Raw genomic sequence first — 19179 nt, 5'->3', positions numbered from 1 at the left:
TCCTCAGGGTTTCGGATGGAGTAGGGGGTACGACCGCTCATGACTGTGCTTTCAGTTTCTGGCCTGGCGTTGCGTCCGCGGAAACGGTGTCGGCGTGTAGCGCGCGGTAGGCGAAGTAGTAGACGAAGCCCTGGGCTCCCCACGTCGTCAGTGCGGCGGTGTAGAAGAAGGTGCGAAGTTCGTCGTCGAATGGGAGCGGAAAGAAGTCATAGGTGATCGCGATGGCGGTCCCCGCGGCAGTCACCACACCGGTCCAGACGGAGAGCCCGCGTGCGCCGATGTCCCAGAGTCGCTTGGCGAAGTAGGCCAGGAACAGTGTCGTGAGCACGTTCGCCGCGAGGAAGAACGTGGCCGGGCCGACGTGCAGCGTCTCGTCATGGAACTGCCCCAGGTAGAACCCCCCGGCGATGGCGAGTCCGAATGCGCCGATTTCGACGGCGAGCGTGGGCTTGTACCGATGAGTGACCGCCATCAAGCCCAGTACGAGGACGAGCGTGAAGCCGAACGATCGAGAGAATGCGTCGAGGAAGAAGGCGACCGAGTAGGGGACGCCGCCCGCCTCGGCACCGAGCAGCGACCCCACCAGGAAGTTGGTCGCTGACACTCCGACGACCGTCGCTTCCAGGCCGAGCAGCCAATTGCCGTAGTTCCGGATGAATTTCCAGCCGATGGAGAAGCCGGCGGCGATCAACCAGACATCGGCCAAAAGGAAGAGCAGGTCCTTCATGGCCTTGGCTCCTTTCGCATTTCGAGGTGGGCTCCACTGTCGCCACCCAGTGACTCCGGTCACAACGACACTGCGCACCTGTTCTGCTCGCCGGCAGTGCACGGTGCACCCCGGGTGCACGCTGCACATAGGCCGGTGAAAGGTGGTGCGCACTGTCGTTGTGATCCATGTCTCCGGTTGGCGAGAGTGGAGCCACCAAGACGGGCAACGAGGAGGTTGCAGCCATGACAACCGAGGTATCGAGCGAGGTTGCGGAGTTCGACGTCGTCATCATCGGAGCGGGAATCTCCGGGATCGGCGCGGCGACGTATTTCAGCCGCGAGCTCCCCAACAAGTCCCTCATCGTTCTGGAGGGCCGCGACAACATCGGCGGCACCTGGGATCTCTTCCGCTATCCGGGCATTCGTTCCGACTCCGACCTGCACACCTTCGGATACGACTTCAAACCGTGGCGCCACGAGTCGGCGATCGCGGACGCGCACCTGATCCGGGAGTACCTGCAGGAAACGCTCGACGAGAACAACCTGTCGCATCTCGTCCGGTTCCGGCACCGCGTCGTGCGGTCGGACTGGTCCTCGGCGGACTCGAAGTGGACTCTCACCGTCGAGGCGACCGACCCCGTGACCGGCTCGACCGCCACGAAGACGATCCGTACCGGATGGGTTTTCGCGGCCACCGGCTACTACCGGTACGACGAAGGGTTCGCACCAGAGTTTCCGGGCCGCGACGATTTCGAAGGCATGGTGGTTCATCCCCAGCACTGGCCGGAGCACCTCGACTACAGCGGTAAGAAGGTCGTCATCATCGGCAGCGGCGCGACCGCGATCACGATGGTGCCGGCGATGTCAACCGGTTCCGGTGCGGCCCAACACGTTACGATGCTGCAGCGCACTCCGACGTACATCATGTCCGTTCCGCGCGTCGACGGTATCGCTCTCACGCTCACAAAACTGCTGGGCGCCGAGCGCGGATACGCGGCGACGAGAGCCAAGAACATCTGGATCGAGCGCGCGATCGTCCAAGGTCTCCGGAAGTATCCGAAGCTGGGCCGGCAGCTGATCCGTCGCTCGAACATCAAGCGGCTCCCGAAGGGCTTCGACGTCGACAAGCACTTCAACCCGCCCTACAACCCGTGGGACCAGCGGCTGTGCGCGGCGCCCGACGGCGACTTCTTCGACGCTATCTGCTCCGGCAAGGCTTCGGTCGTCACCGATTCGATCGCCCGATTCAGCAAGCGCGGAATCGTTTTGAAGTCGGGCGAGGAGCTCGAAGCCGACATCATCGTCACCGCGACCGGGTTGAACATGCAGCTCTTCGGCGGAATGCCGATCGGCGTCGATGGGCGGGAGATCGACCTCGCCGAATGCTTCGCCTATCGCGGAATGCTGCTGAGCGGGATTCCGAACTGGGCGCTGGCCATCGGCTACACGACCTCCTCGTGGACCCTGAAGGTGAGCCTGATGTGCCGCTACTTCATCGATCTGGTCAAACACATGGATGCCCACGGCTACGACCGCGCAGTGCCGGCTCTGCCTCCTGGACTGGACCCCAGGCCGGTCATGGACCTGGAGGCCGGATACGCCAAACGCGGCGCGAAATTCCTGCCGAAGCAGGGCCCGACCGCCCCATGGCGAATGGCGATGTCCTATCAGGAGGATGCCAAGGCGCTGCGCGGTCCGGTGGCCGACGAGCACCTCGAGTTCGGCGTTCACGAAAAGGCAAGCGCTCATGTCTGACCAGTACGCGCATCTTCCGTCCGGAACCACAATCTGCTTTCGTGACTCCGGCGACCTGGCCGACCCCGCCATCCTGCTCATCGCCGGGATGGGAGAGGACCTGACTTTCTGGACCGACTCGTTCGTCGATGCGCTTGTCTCCCAGGGATTTCGGGTCATTTCGATGGACAACCGGGACGTCGGTCAATCCACGTTCATCGCGACTCCGCCGCCCCCGCTATGGCGACAGGTTATCGGTCGACCCCGTAAGGACGCCTACTCCCTGGCGGACATGGCCGGTGATTGTGTCGGATTGCTCGACCATCTCGGCGTCGCGCAGGTGCACCTCGTCGGGCGATCGATGGGCGGCATGATCGCGCAAACCATCGCCGCGACCGAACCTCGGCGCGTCCTGTCGTTGACGTCCATCTTCTCGACCACCGGAGCGCGCAATGTCGGTCAGCCGGCGTGGTCGACGATTCGGCTCCTGGTGGGGGCGCCGGCCAAGCACCGAACCGCGGCCGTGCGCAACCACCTGCAGCTCACGAGGCATATCGCCGGAACGGCCTATCCGATCGACGATGCCGAGGAAGCTGCCATCGCCGCCCGCGGATGGGACCGGAGCGCCGGCGACGCCGCCGCCGGCGTGGCTCGCCAGATCCAAGCGATCCAGCGCTCGGGAGACCGGACGGCCCAGGTGCGCACGATCACGGCTCCGACACTGGTCATCAATGGTGACCGGGACTTGCTTGTAAACCCCAGTGGCGGTATCGCCACTGCCGAGGCGATCCGCTCGGCCCAGCATGTGGTCATTCCCGGCATGGGCCATCACATTCCCAAGGCTCTCGTCGAGCCGATCGCCCGTTACATCGCGCAGCACGCGGACCGCGTCAGCGCTGGAGGAAACCATGTCGAAATCTCTTGAAAACGGCTCGGCTCGCGCGTCGGTCGATGTCGTGATCGTCGGTGCCGGGTTCGCGGGTCTGAGCGCCGCGGATCGCCTCGTGAGCATGGGGTTGTCCGTCCTGGTTCTGGAAGGTCGCGACCGGGTCGGCGGCCGATCGTTCACCGGCGAGGTGGCCGGGGTCGAGGTCGACCTCGGCGCGACGTGGGTCGCGCGGCGGCACACGGCGATTCGCGACCTGGCCGAGCGAGTCGGATGCACCACGACCCCGCAGTACAACCAAGGCCGCCAGGTGATGTGGGCGGCCGGCCGGCGCCGCACCTACAGCGGAACCATTCCCACGTTCTCACCGGTGGCGCTGGCGGACATGGCCCGTATCCAGATGGCGTTGGAGAAGCTGCTGCGGACCATCCACGTCGATGCCGCCTGGGAGTCCCCGCGCGCAGCGGAACTCGACGCGATATCGTTCGGCGAATGGCTCGACCGCAAGCGCGCGGTACCGGCTACACGTTCGCTGATGGCCATCGTCAGCAAGGTGCAGTGGGGCGCGAGCCCGGGTGATGTCTCGCTGTTGCACGCGTTGCGCTACATCCGCGCCGCGGGCGGGATCGACCACATGCTGGACGTCGAAGGCGGGCAGCAGCAGGACCGGTTCGTCGAAACCACGCAGGAGATCGCCAAGCGGGTTGCCGAGAAACTCGGCGACAGCGTCGTGGTGGGTGCTCCCGTTCGCCACATCCGGCAAGACGACAACGGCGTCGTGGTCTGCACCGATTCGCGGGAGATCCATGCCGAGTACGCCATCGTCGCGACCGCGCCCGCGCATCGCGGCGATATCGAGTTCGACCCCGTACTGCCCGCAAAGGCCGAGGGACTGACGAAGACCTGGCGCATGGGCGCGCTGAGCAAGGCGTTCGTCGCCTATGAGCGCCCGTTCTGGCGGCCCAACGGCCTTTCCGGCGAGGCGGTGACGGACACCGGGACCGTCTTCATCACCTTCGACGTGTCGCCCGGCGACGGTGGACCAGGCATTTTGATGGCCTTCTGCGACCCCCGCACGTTCGATGGCTTCGACATCGAGACTCGACGTAGCCGCGTCATCGCGCAGCTGGTGGATTTGTACGGCAACCAGGCGAGCAAGCCCATCGACTACATCGACCATTGCTGGGGCACCGACTCGTTCGCCCCCGGCGGCCCGAATCCCGCTGTGGCTCCGTTCGCGTCCGGCAGCTATGCCAGCGCCCTCACCGAGCCGCACGGGCGCATCCACTGGGCCGGCACCGAAACCGCCGGCGAATGGGCCGGTTGTATGAACGGGGCAGTATTGACCGGTCTGCGTGCCGCCGAGCGGGTCGCGCAGCTGGTCGGCATCGAGAAAAAGTCGTTGATGTAACCCCTGTCCCGCGGAAATCAGGGGAGAATGTCGACGTGGAGGAGCTGTGGCCACTGCCCGCCCCGGAAGCCGCTGAGGCGCTCCGGGCAGTGTGCCAGCGGATCTTGACGGACACCGATGCGTTCGCCGAAGTCATAGCGGGGGCCGCTTTGCCCGTGCAATACGGTCCTGAGCTGCTTCCGGACGTATCGCTGGTCGAGGAGGACCGCCACCTCAATCGCTCCGATCTCGTCCAGTGGCTCACGTCGAACATTCAAAATCCTGGACAAAGAGTCGAGCCCTACATCGGCCCGAGGATTACGGCGTACATCCGCGACCTCGTTTCCCGCGGCATCGCTCCTGATTTCGCCGGGGGATGGCGGGCCGCACTCGGTATCGCCTGGCGCCGATGGCTCGAAGAATGCGTGGCCGACTGCACGGATTCGGCCCTGCTCGTCGAAATCCTCGACGTGTCGGCGAAGTCGATGGTGCAGTACGCCCTCGACTCGGTCGCGTACTTGCGCGAGGCAAGCCTGGCCGCGGCGATGGGCAATGCGGACGCCGACGCAATTGCGCTGATCCAGATGATTGCCAGTGGTGCCCCGGTGACCGAGGATTTCGCAGAAGGACGGCTGCGATACCGGATGTCGCGCTTGCACGTGGGACTTGTGCTGTGGACCGACGATCCGCAGGAGAGTGGTGCATTGGACGGCGCCGTCACGGCTGTGCGCTCCGCCGTTGGTGAGAGAAGCGCCCTCGTGGCTCGGGCAAGTGCGACTTCGCGGTGGATCTGGCTGTCCGGGTCCGAGATCCCGGACCTGCGTCATGTCGAGAAGGTCGCGACGAAGTCGGCGAAGGTTCGGGCGGCCGTCGGCAGGCAGGGGCACGGACTCGAGGGGTTCCGGTCGAGCCATCAAGACGCTCTTGCGGCCCAGGCACTGGTCGTCCGGCTGGGATCCGACCGCCGATTCACGGCGTATGCCGACGTCGAGCTGATCGACAGCATCACGAAGGACCGCGCGAGTGCACAACGGTTTGTCAGCAAGACGCTCGGTGCGTTGGCGGAAGCCGACGAAGCGTTGCGGCAGGCACTCCTGACCTATGTGCAGTGCGGCTTCAACACCACACGGGCAGCAGCCGACCTGTACGCCCACCGCAACACTGTCGAGCGCCGGGTATCACGCGCCAACGAGCTCTCTGTCGTCAAGGTGGAAGACAATCCCACACACGTTGCCGCAGCACTCTTGGTGCTGGAGCTGGCGCCGTCTATCGCGGCGAGCACACATACGTGAGCTGCCCTACCGTCACTGTGGCTGCAGGTGAGAAGCAGGTCAGGTGTCACCGGCAGCCCGCTGACCAGCCCGTTTCCGGGCGGCCGGGCGGAGGGATCGACACCCCGCCCGGACCGCATAGGAGTTCTACCAGCTTCCGGCCGGTGAATCGGGGATTTGCGGGTGTCTCACTAGAATGGGGCGACCGTATTCGTCCGCTTCCGGGAGCCAGCCGTGACCATCCAGCCCGTTCGCCTGTTCGGCGATCCCATTCTGCGTGCCCGCGCCGCGGAGGTCACCGCGTTCGACCGCGATCTGCGGCAGCTGGTCACCGACCTGACCGAGACCATGCACGACGACGGCGGGGTCGGGATGGCCGCGCCGCAGATCGGGGTCGGGCTGCGCGTGTTCGTCTACGACACCGGCGACGCTTCGGGGCATCTGGTGAACCCGCAGTGGGAGGTCGTCGGCGACGAAGAGCAGGTCGGGCCGGAAGGCTGCCTGTCGATCCCCGGCGTGCGCTACGACACGCGCCGGGCCTTGCGTGTGCGAGCGTCCGGTGTGGACGTCGACGGCGCGCCCGTCGCTTTCGAGGCGGAAGGCCTGCTCGCGCGGTGCGTGCAGCACGAGACCGATCATCTCGACGGGGTGCTGTTCATCGACCGTCTCGACCCGGCCCAGCGCAAGGAGGCGATGCGGGTGATCCGCGAATCCGATTGGTTCACCGCGGGATCGACGGTGCGTCCCGCGCGCTCGATGAGCGGCTCGGGCCGGCCCAACCCGTTCGGGGCCGGCCGCTGATGCGCGTCGTCTTCGCGGGCACCCCGGAACCGGCGGTTCCGTCGCTGCAGCGTCTGCTGGAATCGGCGCGTCACGAGGTGGTTGCCGTGGTGACGCGGCCGGACGCCGTCGCGGGGCGCGGCCGGAAGGTGACCAGGTCGCCGGTCGGTCAACTGGCCGACCGGCACGGCATCCCGGTGCTAACTCCCCGTCGTCCGTCGGAGCCGGAATTCCTGGCGCAGCTCACCGACTTGGCGCCGGACTGCTGTCCCGTCGTCGCCTACGGCGCGCTGCTGCCCGAGCCGGTGCTCGACATCCCGCGCTTCGGCTGGATCAACCTGCATTTCTCGCTGCTGCCGGCTTGGCGGGGCGCGGCGCCGGTACAGGCGGCGATCGACGCGGGCGACGAGATCACCGGCGCCTCCACCTTCCAGATCGAGGCCGGGTTGGACACCGGCCCCGTCTTCGGCATGGTGACCGAGAAGATCGCCGTCACCGATACCGCGGGCGCGCTGCTGCAGCGATTGGCCGACAGCGGCTCCCGCCTGCTGGAAGCGACGCTCGACGGCGTGGAGGACGGGACCTTGCAGCCCGTCCCGCAGTCCACCGACGGCGTCTCGTACGCGCCCAAGGTCGGTGTCGAGGCCGGGCATGTGCGTTGGGACCAACCCGCCCTGGCCATCAGCAGGCGGATTCGCGCGGTCACCCCGGCTCCCGGCGCCTGGACCGAGGTGGGCGGCACGCGGCTGAAGCTGGGACCGGTCGAGCTGGTCGAGGAGGAATTGCCGGAACGCGTCATCGAGGTGCGCAAGTCCGGCGTGTTCGTCGGCACCGCCACCACCGCGGTGCGGCTGGATCAGGTGCAGCCGCAAGGCAAGCGCATGATGGCCGCGCTCGACTGGGCGCGCGGCGCCCGCCTGCAGCCCGGCGCGGTGGTCGAATGACGCCGCGCGGCAATCGGCCCGGTGACGACAACGCCCGCGACCGGCGGCGCGACGACCGTGAGCCCGCGCCGAACCGTTCCGGTGAGGCCGGTCGGCCTCGTGCACAGGGTGGCCCGCGGCAGGATCGCACCGGCGCGGGACGGTCGCGCGCGGCCGATCCGCGGGCAGGCAGCGGGCGAGCCGAGGCGCGCGGTCGCGACCGCGACGAACGGCGCGGCGCCGCGGGACAACGCGCGGCGACGGGCCGGTCGGATCGTTCCACCGCCGGGCGTCCGTCCGCGGGGTCCAAAGCCGCCGCAGGCAGGCGACCGCAGCGTAAAGAGCCCACCGATCCGCCGCGGACGGCCGCGAGGGATGTGCTGCGAGCGGTGCGGGAGCGCGACGCCTACGCCAACCTCGTTCTGCCTGCGCTGCTGCGGGACCTGGGGTTGTCGGGCCGGGACGCGGCGTTGGCGACCGAACTCGCCTACGGCGCGTGCCGGTCGCTGGGCCTGCTCGACGCGGTGATCGCCGAGGGGGCGGGCCGGCCGATCGAGGAGATCGACGGACCGCTGCTGGACGTGCTCCGGCTCGGCGTCTACCAGCTGCTGCGCACCAGGATCGGTGCGCACGCCGCGGTGGACACCTCGGTGGCATTGGCGCGCTCCGAATTCGGCGCGGGCAAGGCCGGATTCGTCAACGCCGTGCTCCGGCGGGCGGGGGAGAAGACCCCTGAACAGTGGGTGGAGGCGCTCGCGCCCGCCGATCCGGTCGGCCGGCTGGCCTTCGAGTACGCGCACCCGGCCTGGATCGCGCAGGCGTTCGCCGACGCGCTGGGAGCGCGAGCGGGGGAGTTGCGCGAGGTGCTCGCCGCCGACGACGCTCGGCCACTGGTGCATCTCGTGGCCCGCCCGGGCGACATCACGGCGGAGGAACTCGCGCTGGTGACCGGCGGCGAGGAGGGCCGCTGGTCGCCGTATGCGGTCTACCTGGACGGCGGTGATCCGGGCAAGCTCGAGCCGGTGCGCGAGGGCATGGCGGCCGTACAGGACGAAGGCAGCCAGCTGGTGGCGCTGGCGCTGACCAGGGCCGAACTCGACGGACGGGACACCGGTCGCTGGCTGGACCTGTGTGCCGGACCTGGCGGCAAGGCCGCGCTACTCGGTGCGATCGCCGCGATCGACGGCTTCCGGGTGGACGCGGTCGAGCCCGCCGCGCACCGTGCCGAACTGGTGCGCAAGGCCGTGCGCGACCTGCCGGTGGACATCCACGTCGCCGACGGCCGCGCCAGCGGACTCACCCCGGGCTATGACCGCATCCTGGTGGACGCCCCGTGCACCGGACTCGGCGCGCTGCGCCGCAGGCCGGAGGCGCGCTGGCGGCGCACCCCCGCCGACGTCCGCGAACTGGTCGTCCTGCAGCGCGAATTACTTTCCGCCGCATGGGATTTGCTGCGCCCGGGTGGTGTCGTGGTGTATTCGACGTGCTCGCCGCATCTGCCGGAGACGGTGTCGATCGTCGCCGACGCGGTGCGCCGCCTCGGCGCCGAGCAACTCGACACCCGCGCGCTGCTGCCCGGCGTCACCGATGTCGGGGACGGACCGGGGGCGCAGCTGTGGCCACACCGGCACGGCACCGACGCCATGTTCCTGGCCGCGCTGCGCAAGCCGCGCTGAGCGGCATGCCATTCGTCCGCGCCGGACGCGCGGAACCTGGCCGCGCACTCGGACCGTGACGATGACCTGGTGGCCATGGCTGCCGAACTCCGGGGGTGGCGTGATCGACTTCGCCGGCGTCGCGCCCGGCCGATTGCGAGAACTGCCGACGACGCGTGGCTCCGCACCGCTCCGGCGAAGGTGCGCGAACCCGAGAGCCGCTGAACGCGCTCATTCCCGGCTGGATTGTTCTCGCAGACGGGCAAGGGTTTTCGCCAGGATGCGCGACACGTGCATCTGAGAGATGCCCATCTGCTGCGCGATCTGGGTCTGGGTCATAGATTCGAAGAACCGCATCGTCAGGATGCGCCGTTCCCGCTCGGGCAGCCCGGCCAGCAGCGGCCGGATCGCGACGTACTCCTCGACCCGGTCGAACTGGGACTCCTCCTCACCGAGGGTGTCCAGCAGCGAGGCGTCGGTGTCACGGCCGAGGGTGGCCGCGTCGATCGAACTCGGCTGGTAGGCGTTGCCCGCGATGACCGCCTGGGTCACCTCGTCCGGATCGACGTCCAGCTCGGCGGCGATCTCCTTCGCCGTCGGGGAGCGGCCGAGGGTCTGGGAGAGACTGTCGATCGCCGCGCCGATGCGTAGGTGAGTTTCCTTGACCCGTCTCGGCACTCGCATCGCCCAGGTGTTGTCGCGGAAATACCGCCGGACCTCGCCCATGATGGTCGGCACCGCGAAAGACAGGAAATTCGAGCCGCGCTCCACGTCGAAACGATCCACCGCGTGCACCAAGCCGACCCGCGCCACCTGGGTCAGATCATCGAACGGCTCACCGCGCCCGCTGAACTTGCGGGCGATGTGGTCGGCGAGCGGAATGCAGCGGCTGATCAGCTCCGCGCGGAGCGCGGCGTGCCGTGCCGTCCCGTTCTCGCTGGCCGCGAGCTGCTCGAAGAGCAATCCGACGTCGTCATAGCCGGGGACCGTTCCCGCCGCTTCCAGGGTTTCCTCGGCGTCGACGGCGTCCTCGGTGGTCAGCGTGTCTGCGTCCTCGTCGCGCTGTGCATCGAACACGGTTTCTTCGTCCGCCACTACGCCTTCCCCCGGACCCGACGGAACTCGACCGCTGTCGGATATCCGGAGATCGCCGCGTCGTACGAATCCTGGGTCGCGTCCACCGCGTCGGTGAGGGTGCGCAGCACATGCCAGCCGAAGCTGCGCTGGTCGGGCAGTCCCGGCTTCTCCGCGATGCCCTCGACCCGGACGAGCAACTCGGTGTCACCGACGGTGAACCGGCAGTTCAGGCTCGTTTCCGGGGCCGCGACCGCGATCAGCGTCGAGCAGACCTCGTCGACGGCCAGCCGGATGTCGGCCACCTCGTCCAGCGTGAATTCGCTGAGTAGGACGAGGGTTTCGGCGAGCCCACGCACGATGGGCAGTTGTGTCACCGACGCCGCCACCCGAATCTCCACCGGGGTGCTGTAGAGCCCCTGTTCCGCCGAAATATTGATCACCCTATGCAGGCTACCCACTCCCGCGCTGGGCAACCCCGGCGACCGTTAGACTCCGGCGTTGTGTCCAACCCGACTTACCCGCGTCCGGCCGTTCCGATGATCGCCCCGTCCATTCTGTCCGCCGACTTCGCGCATCTCGCGGACGAAGCGAAGGCCGTCGCAGGCGCCGACTGGCTGCACGTGGATGTGATGGACGCGCACTTCGTGCCGAATCTCACCCTCGGCCTTCCGGTGGTGGAGAGCCTGCTGAAGGCGACCGAGATCCCGCTGGACTGCCATCTGATGATCGAGGATCCGGGCCGCTGGGCGCCGCCGTACGCCGAGGCGGGCGCGCACAATGTGACCTTCCACGCCGAGGCGACCGACGATCCGATCGCGGTGGCGCGCGACATCCGCGCCGCGGGCGCCAAGGCGGGGCTCTCGGTGAAGCCCGGCACACCGATCGAGCCGTACCTGGAGATCCTGCGCGATTTCGACACCCTGCTGGTGATGAGCGTGGAACCGGGCTTCGGCGGGCAGTCGTTCATCCCGGAGGTGTTGCAGAAGGCACGCATCGTGCGGAACCTGGTCGACTCCGGTGCGCTGCGGCTGCTGGTGGAGATCGATGGCGGCATCAACGCCGACACCATCGAGGCGGCCGCGGAGGCGGGAGTGGACTGCTTCGTCGCCGGTTCCGCGGTGTACAGCACCGCCGACCCCGCGGCCACCGTGCAGAAGTTGCGCGATCAGGCGGCCTCGGCGTGGGCGCGCTGATCGGGTCTATCCGGCCCGGGTCCGCCGTGCGGCGACCGCGCGGATGGTCTCGATCATCGCGCTGATCGACGGGCGGCGCGGCCCGGCCTCGGGCGACCGGATCCACACGCGGTAGCCGGTGCGCTCGTCCTCCGGTGAGGGCAGCACAACCTGGCTGCCCGCGCAGGCCACCGCCGCGTACAGGCGGAACAGTTCGGCCGAGACCGCAGGGCTGATCGCGTCGGGCCCGGCGGGTCCGGTGAGGAAGGTCCAGTGCCTGGCCCGCGGATGGTCGACGACCGGGCCCGCGATTCCGTCCTGGACGAGTTGTCGCAGTACCCGCTCGCCGAGTTCGGCGGGCATGGTGACGGCACCGTAGTCGACGCCGATGTGCAGGAGAATGCGATGCGAACCGGGATCCATCGATGCGGGCAACTGGAATTCGCGCCGATACCGTGAGCAGCGAACTTCCGGCGTCGAATCGAGAAATGTGGTCACACCGCGCCCCCGGCTGTGTCCGACCCAATTTGTTCCACTGTGTTCTCCGGCTTTCTCGAGGAGTGGACATCGTGCGACAGGCTTCCCGGTCGTCCGCCGTATGACCTGGTAGAGCATCCCATCGAACTGCTTGGGCGGAATAGTTGAACGCGAGAAGTCGGCCGCGTAACGATATCGCTTCCGCCCTCGTCGGAGCGCGAAATCTGCGTTATAAGCGTGTTTCTTTCGGGTATCGAGTAAGAATCGGCAACCCCCTGGGGTCAATAAGTACGCGCGGTATGCCTGTTGCCACCGAATAATCATCGGATCCCGCGCTCCGCGGTGTTTCGCGGCCTATGTGGACATATTTCGTTCCAAATTCGATGGGACCGGCCGGTTCCGCGCGCCTCGGCCCGCCCACCGGTCTGCTTACGGTGCGATCGGCGGTGCGCCGTTCCGCTCCGGAGCGCCGCTGTCTGCGGCCGCCCCCGCGTCATTAGGCTGAGTGGGCGCGGGAATATCGGCCGGGCCCCGCGCTGTTCCGCAACCGGACGACAACGACGCGACAGGGAGTCAGGGCACATGTTCACAGGCATCGTCGAGGAACTCGGCGAGATCGTCGCCAGCGAGCAGCTGACCGACGCCGCGCGGCTGACGATCAAGGGCAAGCTGGTGACCTCCGATGCCGGGCACGGTGATTCGATCGCCGTGAACGGGGTGTGCCTGACCGTCGTAGAGGTGATCGGCGGCGACTCGTTCACCGTCGACGTCATGGCCGAGACGCTCAACCGCTCGAGCATCGGCAAACTGGACGTCGGTGCCAAGGTGAATCTCGAGCGCGCCGCGGCGTTGAACAGCAGGCTCGGTGGGCATCTGGTCCAAGGCCATGTCGACGGCACCGGCACCGTGCTCTCGCGCACTCCCTCGGAGAACTGGGACGTGGTGCGGATCTCGCTGCCCGAGAACATCGCCCGCTACGTCGTGCAGAAGGGTTCGATCACCGTTGACGGCATCTCGCTCACCGTCTCCGGACTCGGCGTCTCCGACGGTCCCGCAGAAACCGGCAGCCGGGACTGGTTCGAGGTCTCCCTCATCCCCACCACCCTTTCGCTGACCAACCTGGGCTTCGCCACCGTCGGCACCACCGTGAACTTGGAGGTCGACGTGATCGCCAAGTACGTCGAACGCCTCCAGCAGCGCGGCTGACCGTGACCGCCCCGCTCGTCGCCGCCCACGCCGGACGAGGGCGCGCGACGGCGAGCGCGCTCCTCCGGCGTCGGCTGCCGGGGAGCGCTGTGCGCGCGGGAGCGGTGAGCACTGTCCGGCGAGGTCGGGCCTGCTCCATCCCGGTCGCCGCGGGCACCGAGACCGAGCGGGCATGGTCCGCGCCTCAGCCCGCATCCGAACGATTCCCACGTCCGCGCCCAGATAGCCGCGACTGGCCCCCAGTTCTCGGTGCGCACGGACCCAACGGAGACGCGGATCGGCCCACACCCGAGAAGCCCGAACCCCCACCCCGTAGTAATAGCCTCCGCCGCTCGCCGCCCCACGAAGCGCCGGAATGCGGCGAACCTGCGGGTCAGGTGAAAGCGACTTCGCGCAACCAGGTGGATCTCACTCCGGTTCCCGCGCGAAGCAAGTCGGCCCAGCTCGCGGCCGAGCAGTCGCCGTGCTGCCTACCCAGTACTGTGAGCCCGCGCCGGTCGCCGACCCACGGAGCGCCGGAATGCGCCAGGTGCGCGGGTCAAGTGATTACGGCGTCGAGTGACCAGGCGGATCTCACTCCGGTCCCCGCGCGAAGTAAGTCGGCCGAGCTCGCGGCCGAGGAGCCGTCGTACCGCCTACTCGGTACCGTCGGCCCGCCCCCGTCCTCCGCCGGCGAGGCACCGGAATGCGGCGAACATGCGGGCCCGGTGATAACGGCATCGAGTAACCGGCTCGACCACACTCCGGCTTTCGAGCGAAGCGAGACCGAGCATGCGCCGTTCGCGGCCCGGCTCGCGTTTGCGCGGCCGCCGCGTCCGCGACGAAGTCGCCAGCGGCGGTCGCGCAGACGCGAGCCACAAAGGGGCCGCGAACACGCCGCGACGCAGTCGCGGCAAATCAAGCACAGTACTGTGGTGAGGCACCTATTTCGAGATGGAGCACAACAGACGTGACCAGGTTCGACAGCATCGAGCGCGCAGTCGCCGATATCGCCGCCGGTAAGGCGGTCGTCGTCGTCGACGACGAGGACCGCGAGAACGAGGGCGACCTCATCTTCGCGGCGGAGAAGGCCACCCCGGAGCTGGTCGCCTTCATGATCCGCTACACCTCCGGTTACATCTGTGTGCCGCTCACGGGTGACGATTGCGATCGGCTGGGCCTGCCGCCGATGTACGCGATGAACCAGGACAAGCACGGCACCGCCTACACTGTCTCGGTGGACGCGCGCGAGGGCGTCACGACCGGTATCTCCGGCGCCGACCGCGCCACCACCATGCGGCTGCTGGCCGACGCCGACGCCAAGGCCGACGATTTCACCCGCCCCGGCCACGTGGTGCCGTTGCGCGCCAAGGACGGTGGCGTACTGCGCAGGCCCGGCCACACCGAGGCGGCCGTGGATCTGGCGCGCATGGCCGGTTTGCGTCCCGCGGGTGTGATCTGCGAGATCGTCAGCCAGAAGGACGAGGGCCACATGGCCCGCACCGAGGAGTTGCGCGTCTTCGCCGACGAGCACGAGCTGGCGCTGATCTCGATCGCCGACATGATCGCGTGGCGGCGCAGGCACGAGAAGCACGTGGTGCGCGTCGCCGAGGCGCGCATCCCCACCGCGCACGGCGAGTTCATGGCCGTCGGCTATCAGAGCATCTACGACGAGGTCGAGCACGTCGCGCTGGTGCGCGGCGACATCAGCGACGGTGAGGACGTCCTGGTGCGGGTGCACTCGGAGTGCCTGACCGGCGACGTGTTCGGGTCGTTGCGCTGCGACTGCGGTCCGCAACTGGATGCCGCGTTGGAGATGGTCGCGGCCGAGGGGCGCGGCGTGGTGCTGTACATGCGCGGTCACGAAGGGCGCGGCATCGGCCTGATGCACAAGTTGCAGGCCTACCAGTTGCAGGATTCCGGCCACGACACGGTCGACGCGAATCTGGAGCTGGGGCTGCCCGCGGACGCGCGCGATTACGGCACCGGCGCGCAGATCCTGGTGGATCTGGGCCTTCGCTCGATGCGATTGCTCACCAACAACCCGGCCAAGCGGGTCGGCTTGGACGGCTATGGCCTGCGGATCACCGATCGGGTGCCGATGCCGTTGCGCGCGAACGCGGAAAACCTGCGCTACCTGCGCACCAAGCGGGACCGGATGGGGCATGACCTGATCGGCCTCGATGAACTCGATCTCGGCGAGACGGCGCACTGAACTGCGAGCGGACCGGAAAGGCGGACATCGATGAGCGGTACCGGGGTACCCACCTTCGCGCTGGCGGATGCCAAGGAGCTCTCCTTGGGTATCGTCGCCTCGCGCTGGCACACCCAGATCTGCGACACCCTGGTGGCGAACGCCGAGCGGGTGGCCAAGGAGGCGGGAGTCCAGCAGATCACGGTGGTGCGCTGCGCCGGCGCGATGGAGCTGCCGGTGGTGGCTCAGGAGCTGGCCAGGTCGCACGACGCGGTGGTGGCGCTCGGTGTGGTGATCCGCGGTGACACACCGCATTTCGAGTACGTCTGCGACGCGGTGACCGCTGGGCTCACCCGGGTTTCGCTGGACGAGGGCACGCCGGTCGCGAACGGGGTCCTCACCACGAACAACGAGCGGCAGGCCCTGGACCGGGCCGGGCTGCCGGAATCCCAAGAGAACAAGGGCGAGCAGGCGGCTGCCGCGGCGCTGGACGCCGCGCTGACCCTGCGCGCCCTGCGACAGTCCGCGTGACGATGCCGGTCGTCCGTATCTTCCGCAGGAACGCGGGCTCGGCCGCGGCGGCCGGCGACGGGGCCGAGTGGGAGTTCGAGGTGCGTCCCCGCCGTGCGGTGCGGACGGCCTGGATCGCGGCGGTGCTGATCGCGGCCACTTTCACCGTGGGCGGCGTCTGGCTGCGCAGCGGGTCGACCGGTGTCAACTTCCGGGTGGCCGATCAGATCGCGATGATCGGGATCGGCGTACTCGGCGCCGCCGCGGTACTGCTGTTGACAAGGCCGCGGGTTCGCGTCGGCGCTCGCGGCGTGTCGGTGCGGAACATCTTGGGCGACAACGATTTCCCCTGGGACTACATCCGCGGCGTGTCGTTCCCGGACCGGAAGGCCTGGGCGCGCCTGGAATTGGTCGACGACGACTACGTCCCGATGCTGGCGATCCGCTCGAACGACAAGGAGCACGCGGCCCGAGCCATGGCTCGGCTGCGTGAACTCGGCGCGAAGTATTCCGGGAGCAAGTGAGCGGGTGCGGCATTCAGCGCTCGCACGGGGTCGGAAGCTGGTCTAGCCTCGCCGGTATGGAGCCGGGTGCGTTCGTCCTCGCGGCGGCTTTCGCCGACGATCCGCTGATGACCTATTTCTGGCCGAGGTCGCCGCGGCGGCGCAAAGCCCTGCCGCTGTTCTGGGATTCGCGCATCGCGTCGCGCCGGAAGGACGGCCTGGTCGATCTAGCGCACGACGCGGAGGGCAATCTCGCCTGTGTGGCGCTGTGGGAACCGGCGGACGTGGTGGCGCCGACGGCGAAGCCGGTGACCTTGCTGCGAGCCTTGGGGCCGAGCGCGGCGCGGGCGCTGGCCGCCGGGCGGCGGGCGGCGGATGGAGCGCGCTCGCCCGGCCACGCCGCATCTGTACCTGGCCGCCATCGGGACACTGCCCGGAGCGCGGGGCAGGGGATTGGCGAGCGCGTTGCTCGAGCGACGGCTGTCGGCGGCCGGGCAGGACGGCTTCCTCATCTCGAATACCCGCGGCACGGTGCCCTTCTATGCGCGATTCGGTTTCGAGCCGCAGGGTGAGCTGCCGATCGGTCGGGGTCCGGTGGTGTATCCGATGATCCGGAGGAAGTAACCGCCCTATTCCGGCGGGTATGTCGATCCTCGTGAGCCGTGAGCCGTGAGCCGTGAGCCGTGAGCCGTGAGCCGTGAGCCGTGAGCCGTGAGCCGTGAGCCGTGAGCCGTGAGCCGTGAGCCGTGAGCCGTCCGGGCTCGCTGGAACTCTCCCCAGCGAGCCCGGGACCGGGCCGATTCAGTGGGTGTCGCCGAGGACCGCGCCTTCGCGGCGCGGGTCCGCACCGCCGATCCAGCCGTCCGCGCCGTTGCGTTTGAGGGCGCTCAGGCCGCTGGTCTGCGGTGCGACCGAGACCTGATGGCCCAGCTCCCGCAGCCGCACCACGAGCGGATCGTGGTCGCCGTTGTCGGTGGCGTTGATCGCCGGATGCTCCCCGCCGACACCGGTGGCCGGGCCGTTCCCGGCGCCGAACGCGACCGCGGAGACCGCCTGCTGCGGATCCAGGCCCCAGTCGAACATGTTGACCAGCGTCTTCACCACGAACTGGATGATCACCGAGCCGCCCGGCGAGCCCGCGACATGGGTCAGCTCGCCGCGCGAGCCGTCGGGGGCCTTGCCGAAGATCAGCGTCGGGCTCATCGAGCTGCGCGGGCGCTTGCCCGGCTGCACCCGGTTGGCCATCGGCACGCCGTCGGCGCCCAGCGGATCGGCGTTGAAGTCGGTGAGCTGATTGTTCAGCACGAAGCCGTCGACCAGATGGAACGAACCGAACGCGGACTCCACGGTGGTGGTCATCGCCGCGGCGTTGCCGTACTTGTCGACGACCGAGATGTGGCTGGTGCCGTGCTCGGGCGGTTGCGGGCCCACACCGAGCGGCACGGGGCCGAAGTCACCCGGCTGCGCGGTGCCCATGCTGCGGTTCGGGTCGATGAGCCCGGCGCGCTGCCGCAGATAGTCGCGATTCAGCAGGGTTTGCGCCGAATTGCCGGGCAGCGGCACGAAATCCGTGTCGGCCACGTACTTGTTGCGATCGGCGTAGGCGAGGCGTTCGGCCTCGGAGATGAGGTGCACGGCCTGCGGGTTCGGCTTGCCGCCGTTGCGGTCGATGTTGTCCGGCCGCATGGTGGCCAGGTCGAAGTTCTCCAGGATGCCCAGGGTCGCGGCGACGGCGATGCCGCCCGACGAAGGACTGGGCATGCCGCAGATCTCGTGCTCGCGATAGCCCGTGCACAGCGCGGTGCGCTTCTTCGCCTGGTAACCGGCCAAGTCCTCGGTCGTGATCAGGCCGGGGGTGCGGCCGCCGGAGGATCGGCCCGCGGCCGCGGCGATGTCCCGGGCGATCGCGCCCGTATAAAAGGCCTGCGCGCCCTCGGTGGCGACGGCGCCGAGCGTCTTCGCCATGGCGGGGTTATTGAGGACGGTGCCCGCGGTCTTCGGGCTGCCGCCCGGCTCGAGGAAATACGCCTTGGCGTCCTCGTCGGCGGCGAGGTCCTTGGCCGATTCCGCGATCTGCCCCGCGAGGCGGGGACTGATCGGGAACCCCTGATCGGCCAGTCCGATAGCCGGGTCGAACAGCTCGCGCCACGCGGTCTTACCGTGGTCGCGGTGCGCCAGCTCGAGCATCCGCAGCACACCGGGGACGCCGATGGATCGGCCACTGGCGCGCGCGTTCGGTTTGGGCTCGGTGCGGTCGGTGTCGCTGATCCAGCGCAGATAGTTCTCGGTGGCCGCCGCGGGGGCCACCTCGCGACCGTCGTAGGCGTCCACGGTCCTGGTGTTCGCGTCGTAGTAGAGCAGGAAGGCGCCGCCACCGATACCGGAGGCCTGCGGTTCGACCAGACCGAGCACCGTCTGTGCCGCGATCAGCGCGTCCGCCGCGGTGCCGCCGTCGCGGAGGACCTCGCAGGCGGCCTTGGTCGACACCGGATTCGCCGTCGACACCGCGAAGGTCTGCGTGCGCACCGGCGTCATGTTCGTGCGATAGCCGCTCGCTATTTCCGGGTTGGTGCTGAGATCCTTGGTGCCACCGCCCGCCGGTCCCGTCGCGGTGGCCGTCACCGGCGTGCCGTTCGGAACCGTCTCGCACACCCCGCCCGCCTGGCTCTCGCCGGACGAACACGCGGTGGCCATTCCGACGGTGAGTGCGAACG

The 19179-nt window shown here is 68.5% G+C and carries 18 protein-coding genes; 13 read left to right on the top strand and 5 right to left on the bottom strand.

Going from position 1 to position 19179, the window contains the following annotated elements; all coding sequences use genetic code 11:
• Nucleotides 1-37: 37 nt before the first annotated feature.
• Entirely contained in the window at nucleotides 38-727 is a 690-nt protein-coding gene (locus ABZ803_RS03530) for a transporter (RefSeq protein ID WP_357032201.1), read from the bottom strand.
• Between the two features lie 224 nt (nucleotides 728-951).
• On the opposite strand from ABZ803_RS03530, the gene ABZ803_RS03525 reads away from it, so the two are divergent.
• From ABZ803_RS03525 to ABZ803_RS03495, 7 genes are all read left to right on the top strand, one after another.
• Nucleotides 952-2463, top strand: coding sequence for an NAD(P)/FAD-dependent oxidoreductase (locus ABZ803_RS03525; protein ID WP_357032198.1), 1512 nt, complete (start codon nucleotides 952-954; stop codon nucleotides 2461-2463).
• Nucleotides 2456-3367, top strand: coding sequence for an alpha/beta fold hydrolase (locus tag ABZ803_RS03520; RefSeq protein WP_357032195.1), 912 nt, complete (start codon nucleotides 2456-2458; stop codon nucleotides 3365-3367). The genes ABZ803_RS03525 and ABZ803_RS03520 overlap by 8 nt, the downstream gene beginning before the upstream one ends.
• Nucleotides 3351-4739, top strand: a complete 1389-nt coding sequence (locus tag ABZ803_RS03515; RefSeq protein ID WP_357032192.1) for a flavin monoamine oxidase family protein — start codon at nucleotides 3351-3353, stop codon at nucleotides 4737-4739. Before ABZ803_RS03520 ends, ABZ803_RS03515 begins: the two co-directional genes overlap by 17 nt.
• A gap of 35 nt (nucleotides 4740-4774) precedes the next feature.
• Complete coding sequence (locus ABZ803_RS03510; protein WP_357032189.1) at nucleotides 4775-6010, top strand: helix-turn-helix domain-containing protein; 1236 nt, start codon at nucleotides 4775-4777, stop codon at nucleotides 6008-6010.
• A gap of 213 nt (nucleotides 6011-6223) precedes the next feature.
• Nucleotides 6224-6790 (top strand): peptide deformylase, encoded by a 567-nt coding sequence (gene def, locus ABZ803_RS03505; RefSeq protein WP_040867501.1) that lies wholly within the window; start codon nucleotides 6224-6226, stop codon nucleotides 6788-6790.
• Nucleotides 6790-7713, top strand: a complete 924-nt coding sequence (gene fmt, locus ABZ803_RS03500) for a methionyl-tRNA formyltransferase (RefSeq protein WP_357032186.1) — start codon at nucleotides 6790-6792, stop codon at nucleotides 7711-7713. The genes def and fmt overlap by 1 nt, the downstream gene beginning before the upstream one ends.
• Before the next feature lie 356 nt (nucleotides 7714-8069).
• On the top strand, nucleotides 8070-9368 hold the full coding sequence (locus tag ABZ803_RS03495; RefSeq protein ID WP_357032675.1) for a transcription antitermination factor NusB: 1299 nt from the start codon (nucleotides 8070-8072) through the stop codon (nucleotides 9366-9368).
• 210 nt (nucleotides 9369-9578) lie between these two features.
• On the opposite strand, the gene ABZ803_RS03490 is transcribed toward ABZ803_RS03495, so the two are convergent.
• Both ABZ803_RS03490 and ABZ803_RS03485 read right to left on the bottom strand, forming a co-directional pair.
• Nucleotides 9579-10352 (bottom strand): RNA polymerase sigma factor SigF, encoded by a 774-nt coding sequence (locus tag ABZ803_RS03490; RefSeq protein ID WP_040867530.1) that lies wholly within the window; start codon nucleotides 10350-10352, stop codon nucleotides 9579-9581.
• Nucleotides 10353-10441: 89 nt separating this feature from the next.
• Nucleotides 10442-10864: an anti-sigma factor gene (locus ABZ803_RS03485; RefSeq protein WP_357032183.1), complete on the bottom strand. Its 423-nt coding sequence runs from the start codon at nucleotides 10862-10864 to the stop codon at nucleotides 10442-10444.
• A 96-nt stretch (nucleotides 10865-10960) separates the two neighbouring features.
• On the opposite strand from ABZ803_RS03485, the gene rpe reads away from it, so the two are divergent.
• A complete protein-coding gene (rpe, locus tag ABZ803_RS03480) occupies nucleotides 10961-11617 on the top strand; it encodes a ribulose-phosphate 3-epimerase (protein WP_357032672.1) in 657 nt (218 codons plus the stop codon).
• A 6-nt stretch (nucleotides 11618-11623) separates the two neighbouring features.
• Here rpe and ABZ803_RS03475 read toward each other — a convergent pair whose 3' ends face one another.
• Nucleotides 11624-12094, bottom strand: a complete 471-nt coding sequence (locus ABZ803_RS03475; RefSeq protein ID WP_357032180.1) for a hypothetical protein — start codon at nucleotides 12092-12094, stop codon at nucleotides 11624-11626.
• 561 nt (nucleotides 12095-12655) lie between these two features.
• Here ABZ803_RS03475 and ABZ803_RS03470 point away from each other — a divergent pair.
• The 5 genes from ABZ803_RS03470 (at nucleotide 12656) to ABZ803_RS03450 (ending at nucleotide 17089) form a co-directional block, all read left to right on the top strand.
• Nucleotides 12656-13279 (top strand): riboflavin synthase, encoded by a 624-nt coding sequence (locus tag ABZ803_RS03470; RefSeq protein ID WP_357032177.1) that lies wholly within the window; start codon nucleotides 12656-12658, stop codon nucleotides 13277-13279.
• Nucleotides 13280-14228: 949 nt separating this feature from the next.
• Nucleotides 14229-15473, top strand: coding sequence for a bifunctional 3,4-dihydroxy-2-butanone-4-phosphate synthase/GTP cyclohydrolase II (locus tag ABZ803_RS03465; RefSeq protein WP_062973658.1), 1245 nt, complete (start codon nucleotides 14229-14231; stop codon nucleotides 15471-15473).
• 30 nt (nucleotides 15474-15503) lie between these two features.
• Nucleotides 15504-15983, top strand: coding sequence for a 6,7-dimethyl-8-ribityllumazine synthase (ribH, locus tag ABZ803_RS03460; protein ID WP_357032174.1), 480 nt, complete (start codon nucleotides 15504-15506; stop codon nucleotides 15981-15983).
• A gap of 2 nt (nucleotides 15984-15985) precedes the next feature.
• On the top strand, nucleotides 15986-16486 hold the full coding sequence (locus tag ABZ803_RS03455) for a PH domain-containing protein (RefSeq protein WP_357032171.1): 501 nt from the start codon (nucleotides 15986-15988) through the stop codon (nucleotides 16484-16486).
• A gap of 354 nt (nucleotides 16487-16840) precedes the next feature.
• Nucleotides 16841-17089, top strand: coding sequence for a GNAT family N-acetyltransferase (locus ABZ803_RS03450; RefSeq protein ID WP_357032168.1), 249 nt, complete (start codon nucleotides 16841-16843; stop codon nucleotides 17087-17089).
• A 177-nt stretch (nucleotides 17090-17266) separates the two neighbouring features.
• On the opposite strand, the gene ABZ803_RS03445 is transcribed toward ABZ803_RS03450, so the two are convergent.
• Nucleotides 17267-19159: a gamma-glutamyltransferase family protein gene (locus tag ABZ803_RS03445; protein WP_357032669.1), complete on the bottom strand. Its 1893-nt coding sequence runs from the start codon at nucleotides 19157-19159 to the stop codon at nucleotides 17267-17269.
• Nucleotides 19160-19179: the final 20 nt, after the last annotated feature.

This window comes from Nocardia sp. NPDC047648 (genome assembly GCF_040642815.1).
Lineage (GTDB): Bacteria > Actinomycetota > Actinomycetes > Mycobacteriales > Mycobacteriaceae > Nocardia > Nocardia gamkensis.
This window is presented reverse-complemented; position numbering and strand designations above follow the sequence as displayed.